The organism is Collinsella aerofaciens, assembly GCF_040910325.1.
GTDB classification, from domain to species: domain Bacteria; phylum Actinomycetota; class Coriobacteriia; order Coriobacteriales; family Coriobacteriaceae; genus Collinsella; species Collinsella aerofaciens_BL.
Genome location: NZ_JBDGAV010000006.1, coordinates 26526 through 40087, shown reverse-complemented (window position 1 = coordinate 40087; position 13562 = coordinate 26526). Strand labels below are relative to the sequence as shown.

The following is a 13562-nucleotide window of genomic DNA, read 5'->3' as shown; positions in this document are numbered from 1 at the left end:
AACTGATTGCCGCAACGCGGTTGAACGGTCGCGTTCGCGCCGTGAACGGTATGGAAGCGCCCGGTGAGATGATCCACCGGGCGTTTCCATTCGCAATGTCCTAGATGTCAAAAACGTAGCGAGACCCAACGATCCGCTGACGACCGATGATAAACGGCCGCCGTTGCTCATCGAAAAAGAAGGCTTCCATATAAAACAAGGGTTCGCCAACGGGAACCGCCAGCAACCGAGCGACCTCGGGCGATGCGCACGCGATCTCGAGCGTGCACGGGTCGGTAAACGCGGGCATGCGGCCAGTCTGGTTGCGCACGAACTCAAAAATGGATTGGTTAGATAGAGGCGCCGTTGATAGATAGGCGTTGTCCTCGTAAACGTATATGTTGTTCTCAAGCATGACGGGGACGCCATCGGCAGTACGCACGCGCTCAACGCAAATCAAGTCAGTTCCAACGGGAACACCAAAGAAATGTGCTTCGGTGGAATCCGCCGGCAGTATCTTTCTCGAAATGACACACGCCCCCGGTTCCATTCCGTTAACGCGGCATGCGTCCGAAAAACTCTGAACGTCATCCTTCTGGCGAATCTTGCGCTTGAGCTTGGGGGCATTGACAAACGTGCCTTTCCCCTGTCGCTTCGTTAGATAGCCCTGCTGGACGAGCTCCTCAATAGCACGTCGCACGGTAACGCGGCCAACTTTATAGCTCTCAGCCAATTCGAATTCGTTGGGTATCCGCGCGCCTGCCTTGTAGGCGCCGGAGTTGATTTCGTTTTTAATGATATCGATAACCTGTTGGTACAGCGGTATCGCTGCTTTACCGTCAGTTAGCCCTTCAGTCGGTGGCATATACCCTCTCCAAGCACGATTAAGTCTAAAGCGGGCTCAGGGGCATTCAACAAGCCCTTAAGCCCGCATTAGCTTAAAGTATGCTAGGTGTCGCACCAAAATGTTGGCTATTTACTCATCAGACCCGAAAAACGCGCAACTACCGCGCTCCTAAGAAAGCGTGAGCAGCTCCGGCAGCTGGTCGATAATCTTGTCCGCGGCATCCTGGCTAAAGCCAAAGCGTTCCTCGCGCTTGGCAATGACTGTCAGGCCGGCTCGCTTGCCAGCGGTGATGCCGGGCACCGAATCCTCAACGCAGCAGCAGCGATTCGCGGGCAGCCCCAGCAGGTCCAGCGCATGCAGGTAGATGTCGGGCTCGGGTTTGCTCTCCTTAAACTGCTCGCCGCTCACCACATACTCAAAGGCATCAGACAGCCCGCATGCGTTGAGCACTTCCTCGATGCTAACCATGGGAGACGAGCTGGCAAGCGCCACGCGAACGCCACGGCGCGGCAGCTCTCGAATCGTATCCACGGCGCCTGGGTTAATCAAAGCCTGATAGTCACGCGGACGCTTATGCGCCCACTCGTCCCAACGGGCCAACGCCTCCTCGCCAGTGAAGTGTCCCTTACCGGCGCGCTCAAACCAATCGACCAGCATATGCAGGAAGAACTGATGCGAGGTACCGACCTGCCCATTCAACTCCTCTTGAGTCAGATTAAGTCCAAGCTCCTTGGCAAACGCGGCAGTCTCGCCCAAGTAGTAATACTCGGTATCGACAATGACGCCGTCCATGTCAAAGATAACGGCGTCGAACGGAAATGCGGACACGGCACCCTCCCTAGCAAAAGGACGCCCGCAAGCAGGCGCCCGAGCCATGCATTAATCGGCGATTCTAACCCAGCAGCTTATCCAGCGCCACCGCAATGCCATCTTCGTTGTTATCGGCGGTCACCATCTGGGCTACAGCCTTAACCTCTTCGACGGCGTTACCCATGGCAACACCGGTGCCGGCCCACTCAATCATGGACTTGTCGTTCTGGCCGTCGCCAAACGATACGACCTCACTGGCATCGATGCCGAGCTTGGGCAGGGCACCCTCGAGTGCGCGGGCCTTGTCGATACCGGGCGCCGTGTACTCAAAGTACCAGTCGGCCGTAAACATGCCCGAAAGCGTCTGCTTAAAGGGCGCATACATCTCCTCGTAATGCGCCTGCAGGTAGGCCGGATCGCCCGCCGTCAGCAGCTTGTCCACGGGATAAGCATCAGCGACCTCATGCAGGCTCTCCACCTCGCGAATCTTAAGATCGCACGCATCGCGCTCGTATTTGACGATGTTTTTCTGCGAGCCGTCAGGCAGCGTGATCATGCAGTGATACGAATCCACGACACGCAAATCGCGACCGAGCGAAATCATAGGGATCACGTCAAAATTACGCAGGTGATCAATCAGACGGTGCAGCTCGTCAGCCGGCATAGCCTGGTCAAAAAGGACCTCATCGGTCTGAGCGTCGACCACATGCGCGCCATTAAAGGCAACCAGCAGACCGTCATGGTTTTGAAGGTCGAGCTCCTGCGCCAAGGCGTGCAGTCCCCATGCGGGACGGCCCGAAGCCAAGATGAGCTTAATGCCCGACTCCTGCGCCGCGAGCAGCTTCTCGCGCGTACGCGGGCTAATCACTTTCTGATCGTTGGTGAGCGTACCGTCGATATCCATCGCGATGGCTTTGATTGCCATATATGCCTCCCTGTCATTGAACAACCTTGTCTGAGCCATCATACAGAACACCCATCGCGACTCCGTTTACAACGGGCAAAAAGTCATATTGTCTCGAACATGAACGGCGTGTGGTCGTGAAGCTTTATCGCTCAGGTCAAATACGTCTGCTAGCGACGCTCATCCGTCGGTGCGCCCTCGACGATCGCGATGCCCGCCGATGCGCCTAACGCGCTGGCGCCGGCCTCGATGAATGCGCAAGCCTCTTCGTAATTATGGATACCGCCCGCCGCCTTGATTGCCACGGCATCGCCGAGCACCTCGTGCATCAGCCGCACGTCCTCGAGCTTAGCACCGCCAAAGCTTCTGCCGGTCGATGTCTTAAGGAATCCCGGCTTGGCCTCCAGCGCGATCTCGCATACACGGCGCTTGGCGGCGTCGTCGCCGTCCAGCTTGCACATCTCGACGATTACCTTGTCAGTGATGCCATGCGCGCGACAAAAATCAGCAATGGTAGTCATCTCGCGCTCGATGGCATCAAAATCGCGGTTCTCGATCGACCCCTGATTCAAAACGTAGTCAATCTCGGTAAAGCCACACGCAGCGTATTCCTCAAACCTCGCAAGCTTCTCCTCAAGCGTCATAGTGCCCTGGGGAAAGTCGATGGCGCCGGCAAGGATGATGTCAGAGCCCTCGAGCATGGCGCGGCCCGTCTCGTACTCCTGAAGGTTCGCGAATACGCAGCGAAAGTTGTACTTTAACGCCTTCTCGACATACTGCTCAAACGTGTCCTCGGGGGCATCGATATAGTCGATGTATTTATTGATGGGTTTGGCAAGTGTCATGCTGGGCCTCCTTGTTCAGGACTGACAACCGATTCGTGGTTTCACGCGAAATACCACGTTCAATGTACGCCCGACATACAAGGACAGCGTCCGCATTCCGACAAGTGGTATGAAATTAGCTGTAAACGTATATTTACAGACAGCGAATGGCACCGCACGCGGATGCCGACAGCAAGACATCCCCCCTCAATACACCCTCATGCCCCTTTACTGTTTGCGGCCAGAAATGATGAGCTGCACAACGTCGTTAGCGGTCGAATTCGACCTCTGACGACGTCACGCGACTCATCGTATCCGACCGACAACAGAAAAGGGGCACGTTCGCATAGCGTGGCGCGTGACGGTTGCAAAACCACCCCATTTGAAACAAACGCAAAAAAGTACTTGCAAAGACGCGTTCCGACATATAAGTTGATAAAAGACCGCCGTTGCGGTTTTAAGTAGATCGAGCATATGAAATTTCAGTTTTTAGCGTGTAAGAGAAAGAAGATCGGCAAAGTACAACCCCAAACGCAATGACAACTTAATGAGGTAACTGCCACATGTGAGGCACCCAGGGCATTGCTGTCTCGATTTTGAGCACGATGCCTTCCGCCTTGCATGGGCCGTTCCATCCCGCCCCTGCAGCAACTGCCTCACGGGCTCATTGAAAACCGCATAGCACCCCAACGTCAGCACATCACCCACGGCAAGCACATCACTCACGACAACCAACACATCAACAAACAGCACGAACATCAACCGATTGGAGAAGCTATGACAAACCACCGCGCTGAAGACGGCGATAAGAAAAGCATTCTGGATGCCCGCATTGAGCGAGCATATGCAAACGAATATGACGCCGCCTTTGCCGCCGCGACCATCAAGAACTACGCGTCGCTACCGCTCGCGACGATCTTGGCCGACCACCCTCAACTGCTGAAGCGCTGTACAAAGATCATGGGCGACCCCGACATTCGCAAGCTGACAGACCCCTATGCCCCAAAACGCGACAACGATTCGTACGTTCTTACCGTAGGCTGCCTAGCCCATATGCTTACGGCGCTCGACACGAAACTCAAGCTCGAATGGGAACCCGACGAGCGTCATGAACTCGAAAGCAAGCGGAACACCCTGCGCACCGCACTGTTCCTTCCGTTGGACGGCCTCAAGCGCTGCAACGTCGAGCTCAATACACAGGCGCGGCAAAAGCCCGGGACCACAGGGCAGAAAACTCCAAGACCCCATGCGGCCATCGTCGACCGCAACCGATATAACCGCATGACCGCGCATTTTTCTGCCGAGGGAGCAGCCATAAGGACGCTGATCGACCTGCTGTGCCTCCCGAGCATCAACGAGCTATTTGAGGGCTATCTCGCCCTTGTTCCCGCGACGGCACCCAAGTCGGTAGCAAAGATCATCGAGACCTGCAGACGCCAGTTTGAGCGCCATCGCAATGGCAGCGAGATGAACGCCAGCATCGCGCAGTACTACGCGGCTCATTACAAAAATGACGGATGTGCCCCTGTCGAGCATCAGCTGCGGCTCGCCTACACCACGCCCGCCGCAACGCTCTATCGCTTTGGAGCCCTTGGCGCTTGCGAGCCGCACGAACAGGCAGCCTGCCCCACAACCGAGCTCGATCTCAGGCTCGGACGAACCCTGTAGCCCGCCAGCCCCTCCGCGGGCAACAATCCTATTCCACAACACAACCAACAGAAAGGAGTCCTCATGGACACCAATCATTCCCCCATCATCAGCCCCCTCACCATGCGTGAATCCGCCCGAGGCATCACGCTCACCAGCATTTACGATGAGATGCTCGCCCGTCGTGAGCTCTCCGTCATGGGAAACATCGAAACCCCGATGGCCCACGACCTATGCCAGCAGATCCGCCTGCTCGATGCCACCGACTCCAGCCGCCCCATCACCATATTTGTCGCCAGCGCCGGCGGAAGCGTGCGATCGGGCCTTGCGATCTATGACGCCATGCGCCTCGCATCGTGCCCCATCCGCACCGTCTGCCTGGAATTCGCCGCGTCCATGGGCGCCGTGATCTTTATGGGCGGCGACGATCGCCGTATGGCGCCCCATGCAGAGCTCATGATTCACGACCCGCTGATCCCCCAGGGGGCAGGCGGCTCGGCACTTGCGCTGCAGGAAACCAGCCGGCGTCTCATGCAGACCCGCAAGACCCTCACGCAAATCCTCTCGGACCGCAGCGGCCTCACGCCCAAGCGCATCCAGTCCCTCACTGCAAAAGACACCTACCTTTCGGCCGAGCGCGCCGTCGAGCTCGGCTTTGCCCACGAAATCCTCTCGACCACCAAGGAGGTCGCCCATGTCTAACCTCGCCAGCCGTCTCGCCGCATCTGAGTCCGCATCGTCCACCATCCTCGCCAAGGATCGAACGCTTTCCTGCGACACCCGCCAAACGGGACTCAACAACAATGCACTTGTGATCGGCCCCTCGGGAGCCGGCAAGACCCGAAACGTCCTCAAGCCCAACCTGCTGCAAATGAACGCAAGCTACATCGTGCTCGACACCAAAGGCACGCTCTGTCGCGAAGTGGGACCCGTGCTGGCAGCCCACGGTTACCGCGTGCAATGTCTCAACTTCGCCGACCTCAACACCGTCCCGGCCCTTGCGCCCGGCATCGAGCGCTGCGGCTACAACCCCCTGAGGCACATTCACCGCAAGGCGGACGGCAGGCCCAACCAGCAGGACATCCTCTCGGTGGCAAAGGCCATCTGCCCCATCGAGGACAACAACCAGCCTTTTTGGGATCATGCGGCGGCAAACCTGCTGTCGTGTCTTATCGCCTACGTCACCGAACAGCTACCCGCCGACGAGCAGACGATCAGCTCGGTCATCAAGCTGATCGAGCACCTGCAGGACGGTGCCACAGGTCGATTGTTTGACGACCTGATCACGACCGACCCCCAAAGCTATGCCCTCTCGCTATGGCGGCGCTACGCCATTACGCAAAATGCCGAGCGCATGCACGCGAGCATCGTCGGCATCCTTGCCGAAAAGGTCATGTGTCTGGGATTCGACGGTGCGGCACAGCTCTATCGTGAGTGCCATCAGGTGGACTTCGCTTCCATGGGACACACCCCCTGCGCCCTGTTTGTAACCGTGAGCGATATTGACCGCAATCTCGATCCGCTGACCGGCCTCTTTATTTCGCAGGCGTTTATGGGCCTCATTCGTGAGGCCGATAGGCAGCCCGACGGCAGCCTGCCCGTGCCCGTGCGCTTTATGCTCGATGACTTCGCAAATCTGCAGATCCCCCAGATCGACAACGTGCTCTCGATTATCCGAAGCCGCAACATCTGGGCAACGCTGCTGCTGCAGTCGACCAACCAGCTCGATGCGCTCTATGGCGAGGCACGCGCACGCTCCATCATGGGCAACTGCGACACGCATCTGGTGCTGGCGTTCCAGGATCCCGAGAGCGCCCGGGTGTTTTCCGACCGCGCCGACGCGCTGCCCAGCACGCTCATGGCGACGCCGATCGATCGCTCGTGGCTCTTTGTGCGCGGCTGCACTCCCGAACAGGTCGAGCGCTTTAGGCTCGAAGACCATCCGCTCTACGGGGAGCTGCCCGAGGCGCAGCGAGGCCATGCGGAGGCCGAGCTCTAGACGCAGGGCCCTCGCAGCACGCGACGCTCCGGCGAAGATCCTTAAAGGCCGTGCGCCCCGGGGCCACGGCAAAGCAAAGGGGCCCGCATCCGATGGGATACGGGCCCCTGACTATAAGGCGCGATGCGTTAACAGCAGCGACTACTTGCGGTGAGCGCGGTAGAACTCGATGAGCGCCTGGGTCGAAGCGTCCTGCTCGGCCTTGGCGGCGTCGTCATGGAAGGCTGGAGTGATCTGCTTGGCAAGCTGCTTGCCCAGCTCGACGCCCCACTGGTCGTAGGAGTCGATGCCCCAGACCGTGCCCTCGACAAACGTGATGTGCTCGTACAGGGCGATGAGCTCGCCGAGTGCGAACGGGGTCAACGTGTCGCCAAAGATCGAGGTCGTCGGACGGTTGCCCTCAAAGCAGCGGGCCGGGACGATCTGCTCGGGCGTGCCCTCGGCGCGCACCTCATCGGCCGTCTTACCAAAGGCGAGCGCCTTGGTCTGGGCCAGGAAGTTGCCCAGGAACAGCTCGTGCACGTCCTGGCCGCTGTCGGTCGCAGGGTTGGCGGTATTGGCGAAGGCAATGAAATCGGCCGGGACCACCACGGTGCCCTGGTGCAGCAGCTGGTAGAAGGCGTGCTGACCGTTGGTGCCGGGCTCGCCCCAGAAGATCTCACCGGTGTCGGAGGTCACGGAGCTGCCGTCCCAGCGGACATGCTTGCCGTTGGACTCCATGGTGAGCTGCTGCAGGTAGGCCGGGAAACGATGCAGGTACTGGCAGTACGGCAGCACGGCGTGGCTCTTGGAACCGAAGAAGTTGACGTACCAGACGTTGAGCAGGCCCATCAGCGCAACGGCATTGTTCTCGAGCGGCGTGTTGCAGAAGTACTCGTCGATAGCGTGGAAGCCCTCGAGGAACTGCTGGAAGCGCTCGGGACCGAGCACGACGATCAGCGACAGGCCCACGGCGGAGTCGACGGAGTAGCGGCCGCCGACCCAGTTCCAGAAGCCGAAGGCGTTGGCGGGGTCGATACCGAAGGCCTCAACCTTCTCGAGTGCGGTGGAAACGGCGACGAAGTGCTTTGCCACGGCCTCGGCGTTCTGCTCATCGGAGCCGTCGATGGCGCCCTGGGCCTTGAGCTGCTCGAGCATCCAGGTCTTGACCTCGCGGGCGTTGGTGAGGGTCTCGAGCGTGGTGAAGGTCTTGGAGACGATGATCACGAGCGTGGTCTCGGGATCCAGGCCCTTAAGCTTCTCGGCCTGGTCGTTGGGGTCGATGTTGGAGATATAGCGGCAGTCGATACCGGCGTCGGCATAGGGACGCAGAGCCTCGTAGGCCATGACCGGGCCCAGATCGGAGCCGCCGATGCCGATGGACACCAGGTGCTCGATCTTCTTGCCGGTAACGCCCTTCCACTCACCGGAGCGCACGCGCTCGGCGAAGGCATACATGCGGTCGAGGACCTCGTGCACGTCGGCGACGACATCCTGGCCGTCGACGATGAGCTGGCCCCTCTCGGTTGCGGGGCGGCGAAGCGCGGTGTGCAGGACGGCGCGGTCCTCGGTGGTGTTAATGTGCTCGCCGGAGAACATGGCGTCGCGGCGCTCCTCGAGCTTCACCTCGCGGGCAAGATCGCACAGCAGCTTGACGGTCTCATCGGTCACCAGGTTCTTCGACAGATCGAAGTGCAGGTCACCGGCGTCAAAGCTCAGCTTGTTCACGCGCTCGGCATCGGCAGCGAACCAGGCCTTGAGGTCGATACCATCGGCCTCGAGCTTCTCCTGATGAGCCTCGAGTGCCTTCCAAGCGGCAGTCGACGTAGCATCGATAGGTGCGGCAACAGTTGCCATAGAGTCCTCCTCAGCATACGGGCGCACGCCTCCATGCGCCCGGACATTCAGATGCCACTATTCTAGCGCAGGTCAAGACTACAATCAGCGAGCGTTGCCAATCGGCCCCCAAACGGCAACCGATCAAAAAGGGACAGGCTTATTTTGGCAGGTCAAACGCTTTACCAACCAAAAATAACCCGTCCTTTTATGGCAAATATTAGGCCGCGGCGCAGACGCTACCGAGTAACTCACGCAGAGGAGACCCGATGCCCTCCAGCAGTTCGGGCGCGATAATGGCAAAAACGGGAACCTCGCCGGTGCCCACGACAGCAGGCACCTTGCCCTCCGAGACAATGCATCCATAAGGCACAAAGCCGTCTTCGCCGGCATCGAGCGCCGCCATGCGACGCGCGAGCTCGCGCGCAAAGCCGGCAGTATCGGCATCGCCAATCGCCAGGACAAAGTCCACGCCTTCGTCGGTCGCCAGGGCTACGGCCTCATCGACCAAATCGTCTCCCCCATCGCCCCCGACCAAGCCGCAGCGAAAAAGCACGCGTTCGAGTAGAGCTCGATCAAGCGAGCCGAGCGCCGCCGAGACGAGCTCATCGTGCGTATGTTTGTCACCGCCCAACACGACCAGCGCCTTGGTGCCACCGTAGTGAGCGACCAATCGTCCGCACCAGCGAGCCACGTCTCCATCCGCAACAAGGCGCGTCGGCATACCAAACCCATAATTGACCATCTTTTCCACAACCCTTCCGTGCGTATAGGCGGTATCAATCGTTAGGCTCATGCTACGAAGCGAGGTTTTCCGAGCTGTTTCGCACTCTTTAGAGCTGCGTTAAAACCCGATCCAACCGCACGACCATACCTACCAAAACAAACCAGTCCCTTTTTGACAGGTTTTGACGACGTCCGGACGAGCGGGTATTATCGAACAGGTATTCGATAAGAACATGTGTTTGATGAAAGGACACGGATGGCGCACGAGCAGCACACCTATATCTGCATCGACCTCAAGACGTTTTATGCCAGCGTCGAGTGCGTCGACCGTGGGCTCGATCCGCTCACCACCAACCTGGTCGTTGCCGACGAATCGCGCGGGCGCACGACCATCTGCCTCGCCATCACGCAGGCCATGAAGGACTTAGGGATTCACAATCGCTGCCGCCTATTCGAGATTCCCGATGGTATCGACTACATCACGGCCGTACCGCGCATGCAGCACTATATGGAGGTGTCGGCGCAAATCTACGGCATCTATCTGGAATACGTAAGTCCGCAAGACATTCACGTCTATTCAATCGATGAATGCTTTATCGACGTGACGCCCTATCTGGACCTCTATCACACAGATGCGGAAGGGTTCGCCTGCACGCTGCGCGACGAGGTCCTCGCGCGCACCGGCATCACGGCGACGGTCGGCATCGGCCCCAACCTATTCCAGGCCAAGGTAGCGCTCGACATTACCGCCAAGCACGTACCCAGCCGCATCGGCATACTCGACGACGAGACCTTTCGCAAGGAGATCTGGCCCCATCGTCCCATCACCGATATCTGGGGCATCGGTCCCGGCGTGGCAGCCCGCCTCGAGAAATACGGCGTCTACGATCTGATGGGCGTCGCGGCGCTCGACGAAAACCTGCTTTACGACGAGCTCGGCGTCAATGCCGAATATCTCATCGACCATGCCTTCGGGCGCGAGCCGACAACCATCGCCGATATCCAAGCCTATCGCCCGCAAGCAACTTCGACCACCACAGGACAGGTGCTCTCGAAGGGTTATGCCTACGAACAGGCCTATACCGTCTTGCGCGAGATGGTCGACAACGCCGTTTTAGACTTGGTCGATAAGCACGTGGTCTGCGACAGCATCTCGCTCTTTGTGGGCTACGCGAGCGAACGCGCCGACATACGCCGCCTCGACGCCAGCGGTACAGCGCAGTATGTGGACGGATGCGGGCACCTGCGCTCGAGCACATCGAGTATCGAACCCACCGCAACCGCCGGCCCCGAGCTCGCGCCCCGTGCGCCCAAGCCCGTCCAGCGCGATGACGAACGGCGTCGCCTGGTGCGCGAAGCGCAGGCAATCGATGGCATCTTTGTGGGAGAGCATGGCGGCAAACCGCGCGGTGGCTATGCCGCACTCTTTGCGCACTCTAACGCCTCGCGAAAGCTGAGCGAGCGTACCAATTCGTTTAAGAAGATCATGGGCTATTTCGATGAGCTCTGGGCGCAGACTGTCGATCCCAAACGACCGGTCAAGCGCATCAACCTGGGATTTGGCAACCTCATGCCCGAGGAATTTGCCACCATCGATCTATTCAGCGATATCGAGGCCGATGAGCGCGAGCGCGACCTGGCGCGCACCGTCCTGGCCGTGAAAGGCAAGTACGGCAAGAACGCGCTCGTCAAGGGATTAAGCTTTACCGCCGGCGCCACCGCGCGCGAACGCAACGAACAAGTTGGAGGACACCGTGCCTAAACCCAAACAACAGCCCGTGCGCCCGCCGACCGCCTTCGAGCGCTTGGCGGACCCCGAGGGCAGACGCCGCGCCGCCGACCCCAACCTCACTGCCAACGGTGCCGTGCGCGCCAACCGCGCCGCACAGTTTATGCCCTTTGCCGCCCTCACGGGATACTACGAACTCGTGCGCAAGCAGGAAATCACCATCGAGCCAAAACGTGAGCTCACGGAAGAAAAAGCCCTCGTGCTTTCTAAAAAACTCGAGGGTCTCAAACGTGGCGACTTGGTTCGTGTCACCTATTACGATACATACGGCTATCGCAGCCGCACCGGCATCCTCGACGAGGCGCTCCCCGCCTTCAAGCTCCTCAAGCTCCGAGACATCGCCATCGACTTCGACGGCATCCAAGACATCGAACTGCGCGGACGAGCCTAGCCAAGGAAGCGCATCCAGAGCGACGCTTACAGCGTCATGACGTAGTAGCCCGCGTCTTTCACGGCCGTCTCGAGGACATCACGATCAACCGGCTGCTTAGAGCGCACGCGTGCCGTGTGGTCCGCATACGTCACCGTTGCCCACACGCCATCCAGTGCATTGAGGGCATTGGCTACGTTCTGAGCGCAGCCGTCACAGCTCATGCCGCCGATGAGCAGCTCATCGCTATAGGGATAATGTGACGCATCGGTATCCACCACAACAACCTTTTTGGCCTTCTTGCCGCTCGCACCATCGCTGCAACAACTCTTCCCATGTGTCGAAGCGGCAATGCGACGCAGTCCAAAAAACATGCCGACGGCAATGACGGCCAGCACGATGAGATTCGCAGGGCTGAGCAAGTCACTCATGCGTTCCCCTTTCAAGTAGCCCTATCTAGATACCCCCATGGGGTGTCCCCATCTTAACCCAAAATCATGTCTGTTCGGTCAATTAGTTTCCCTCTTCAAACTTTTTTGTTGACCATGGCTTACTTTCGTGTATAAGTTTTCCTAGGCTAACAACTGAGGACCCGAAAGGGGCATCGTGACTCGAACCATTGACATCCCAACATACCAAACGGCTGTCGTGCGCAACTGCTCCCCTACGCTCGCAGGTATCAAGCCGGCATCGCTCTTTACCTATCCCGGCGTTTACGCCAACCAAAACGGAAAACCCGGCGCCGCCCATATCGAAGGGCGACGCTCTCGCCTGCTCGCCGTCATAGCCCAATGCAACCGCGAGCTCCAGCCACTCGGGATCCATATGAGCGTTTTGGTCTGGCGCCCCTGCGGAGCGCTCATCTATGTGTACCGCCCTGCGGACCTCATGCGATACCTCTCCGACCCCCGCGCCACGACGGCGCTTGCCGCCGAAGGTTACGATGTCCACAACCTGCCCGCATCACTGGTGCATCTCGCCGCGCGCATCACGCTGGCAAGCAGCAATGCCGCAGAAAGCGCCTATGACGGCAGCGTCTGCGCACTCGCGCGAAATAGGCACTGCGATACGGGGTGCATGTGCGAGTTCCCCCACGAAATTGGCTATTTTTTGGGCTATCCCTACGAAGATGTCCATAAGTTTATCGTCCAGCACGGCGAAAACTATAAGGTCTTTGGCGCATGGAAGGTATACACAAACGTTGAGCAGGCGCTCACGACCTTCGATTCCTATCGCACATGCACGCAATACCTTACCTACATCTATCAACAGGGCTGCACCCTGGGACAACTTGTCCAGGCAACCCGATAGAGCATACAAAACGCGGCCGCACGCCGCACAACCGAAAGGAAGACATATGAGCAAGATCGCAGTCGTCTACTGGAGCGGTACAGGCAACACCGAGGCCATGGCAAACTTCGTTGCCGAGGGCGCAACCGGTGCCGGCGCCGAGGCAGAGGTCATCTCCTGCGCCGACTTCTCCGCAGACAAGGCCGCCAGCTATGACGCCATTGCCTTCGGCTGCCCCGCCATGGGTTCCGAGGAGCTTGAGTATGACGAGTTCCAGCCTATGTGGGACGAGGTCAAGGAGACTCTCGGCGACAAGAAGGTCGTCCTCTTTGGCTCCTATTCGTGGGCCGAGGGCGAGTGGATGGACAACTGGAAGGCCGATGCCGACGAGGCAGGCGTCAACGTCGTCGATTCCGTCATTTGCTACGACGCCCCCGACGATGAGGGCGAAGCGGTCTGCAAGGCCCTGGGAGCGGAGCTGGCCTAACGAAGCCGTCAGAAAGTCGCAAGGCAACTGACAGCCGAGCACCGCACAACAACAGTCGCTCATACCCAAACAAAA

At 59.0% G+C, this 13562-nt stretch carries 14 protein-coding genes; 7 read left to right on the top strand and 7 right to left on the bottom strand.

All coding sequences use genetic code 11. The features are described 5' to 3' along the window. Window positions 1–100: 100 nt before the first annotated feature. From AB5Z25_RS03850 to deoC, 4 genes are all read right to left on the bottom strand, one after another. Window positions 101–844 carry a GntR family transcriptional regulator gene (locus tag AB5Z25_RS03850; RefSeq protein WP_271739977.1) on the bottom strand — a complete coding sequence of 248 codons (744 nt, stop codon included), beginning with the start codon at window positions 842–844 and terminating at the stop codon, window positions 101–103. 150 nt (window positions 845–994) lie between these two features. Then, complete coding sequence (locus AB5Z25_RS03845; RefSeq protein WP_308196326.1) at window positions 995–1654, bottom strand: HAD family hydrolase; 660 nt, start codon at window positions 1652–1654, stop codon at window positions 995–997. 64 nt (window positions 1655–1718) lie between these two features. After that, on the bottom strand, window positions 1719–2561 hold the full coding sequence (locus tag AB5Z25_RS03840) for a Cof-type HAD-IIB family hydrolase (protein WP_368134836.1): 843 nt from the start codon (window positions 2559–2561) through the stop codon (window positions 1719–1721). Between the two features lie 149 nt (window positions 2562–2710). Beyond that, entirely contained in the window at window positions 2711–3385 is a 675-nt protein-coding gene (gene deoC / locus AB5Z25_RS03835; protein WP_022094433.1) for a deoxyribose-phosphate aldolase, read from the bottom strand. 756 nt (window positions 3386–4141) lie between these two features. On the opposite strand from deoC, the gene AB5Z25_RS03830 reads away from it, so the two are divergent. From AB5Z25_RS03830 to AB5Z25_RS03820, 3 genes are all read left to right on the top strand, one after another. Beyond that, window positions 4142–5032, top strand: a complete 891-nt coding sequence (locus AB5Z25_RS03830; protein WP_368134835.1) for a hypothetical protein — start codon at window positions 4142–4144, stop codon at window positions 5030–5032. 63 nt (window positions 5033–5095) lie between these two features. Then, window positions 5096–5713: an ATP-dependent Clp protease proteolytic subunit gene (locus AB5Z25_RS03825; protein ID WP_368134834.1), complete on the top strand. Its 618-nt coding sequence runs from the start codon at window positions 5096–5098 to the stop codon at window positions 5711–5713. After that, on the top strand, window positions 5706–7010 hold the full coding sequence (locus AB5Z25_RS03820) for a VirD4-like conjugal transfer protein, CD1115 family (RefSeq protein WP_346979390.1): 1305 nt from the start codon (window positions 5706–5708) through the stop codon (window positions 7008–7010). Before AB5Z25_RS03825 ends, AB5Z25_RS03820 begins: the two co-directional genes overlap by 8 nt. A 141-nt stretch (window positions 7011–7151) precedes the next feature. Here AB5Z25_RS03820 and pgi read toward each other — a convergent pair whose 3' ends face one another. Continuing rightward, complete coding sequence (pgi, locus tag AB5Z25_RS03815; protein WP_368134833.1) at window positions 7152–8846, bottom strand: glucose-6-phosphate isomerase; 1695 nt, start codon at window positions 8844–8846, stop codon at window positions 7152–7154. A 199-nt stretch (window positions 8847–9045) separates the two neighbouring features. Continuing rightward, entirely contained in the window at window positions 9046–9570 is a 525-nt protein-coding gene (locus tag AB5Z25_RS03810) for an iron-containing alcohol dehydrogenase (RefSeq protein ID WP_158558624.1), read from the bottom strand. 237 nt (window positions 9571–9807) lie between these two features. On the opposite strand from AB5Z25_RS03810, the gene AB5Z25_RS03805 reads away from it, so the two are divergent. Both AB5Z25_RS03805 and AB5Z25_RS03800 read left to right on the top strand, forming a co-directional pair. Beyond that, window positions 9808–11313 carry a Y-family DNA polymerase gene (locus AB5Z25_RS03805; protein ID WP_368134832.1) on the top strand — a complete coding sequence of 502 codons (1506 nt, stop codon included), beginning with the start codon at window positions 9808–9810 and terminating at the stop codon, window positions 11311–11313. Further along, complete coding sequence (locus AB5Z25_RS03800) at window positions 11306–11731, top strand: hypothetical protein (protein ID WP_343001042.1); 426 nt, start codon at window positions 11306–11308, stop codon at window positions 11729–11731. Before AB5Z25_RS03805 ends, AB5Z25_RS03800 begins: the two co-directional genes overlap by 8 nt. A gap of 26 nt (window positions 11732–11757) precedes the next feature. On the opposite strand, the gene AB5Z25_RS03795 is transcribed toward AB5Z25_RS03800, so the two are convergent. After that, window positions 11758–12141, bottom strand: coding sequence for a heavy-metal-associated domain-containing protein (locus AB5Z25_RS03795; RefSeq protein WP_138112100.1), 384 nt, complete (start codon window positions 12139–12141; stop codon window positions 11758–11760). A gap of 175 nt (window positions 12142–12316) precedes the next feature. On the opposite strand from AB5Z25_RS03795, the gene AB5Z25_RS03790 reads away from it, so the two are divergent. Next, on the top strand, window positions 12317–13021 hold the full coding sequence (locus tag AB5Z25_RS03790) for a DUF3793 family protein (RefSeq protein WP_368134831.1): 705 nt from the start codon (window positions 12317–12319) through the stop codon (window positions 13019–13021). 46 nt (window positions 13022–13067) lie between these two features. Further along, window positions 13068–13487, top strand: a complete 420-nt coding sequence (locus tag AB5Z25_RS03785; protein ID WP_368134830.1) for a flavodoxin — start codon at window positions 13068–13070, stop codon at window positions 13485–13487. The last annotated feature ends 75 nt before the right edge of the window (window positions 13488–13562 follow it).

Coding starts and splice junctions, on each gene's coding strand:
- AB5Z25_RS03850 (WP_271739977.1), bottom strand. CDS start 844: ATGCCACCGACTGAAGGGCTAACTGACGGTAAAGCAGCGATACCGCTG.
- AB5Z25_RS03825 (WP_368134834.1), top strand. CDS start 5,096: ATGGACACCAATCATTCCCCCATCATCAGCCCCCTCACCATGCGTGAA.
- pgi (WP_368134833.1), bottom strand. CDS start 8,846: ATGGCAACTGTTGCCGCACCTATCGATGCTACGTCGACTGCCGCTTGG.
- AB5Z25_RS03785 (WP_368134830.1), top strand. CDS start 13,068: ATGAGCAAGATCGCAGTCGTCTACTGGAGCGGTACAGGCAACACCGAG.
- AB5Z25_RS03840 (WP_368134836.1), bottom strand. CDS start 2,561: ATGGCAATCAAAGCCATCGCGATGGATATCGACGGTACGCTCACCAAC.
- AB5Z25_RS03795 (WP_138112100.1), bottom strand. CDS start 12,141: ATGAGTGACTTGCTCAGCCCTGCGAATCTCATCGTGCTGGCCGTCATT.
- AB5Z25_RS03820 (WP_346979390.1), top strand. CDS start 5,706: ATGTCTAACCTCGCCAGCCGTCTCGCCGCATCTGAGTCCGCATCGTCC.
- AB5Z25_RS03805 (WP_368134832.1), top strand. CDS start 9,808: ATGGCGCACGAGCAGCACACCTATATCTGCATCGACCTCAAGACGTTT.
- deoC (WP_022094433.1), bottom strand. CDS start 3,385: ATGACACTTGCCAAACCCATCAATAAATACATCGACTATATCGATGCC.
- AB5Z25_RS03810 (WP_158558624.1), bottom strand. CDS start 9,570: ATGGTCAATTATGGGTTTGGTATGCCGACGCGCCTTGTTGCGGATGGA.
- AB5Z25_RS03830 (WP_368134835.1), top strand. CDS start 4,142: ATGACAAACCACCGCGCTGAAGACGGCGATAAGAAAAGCATTCTGGAT.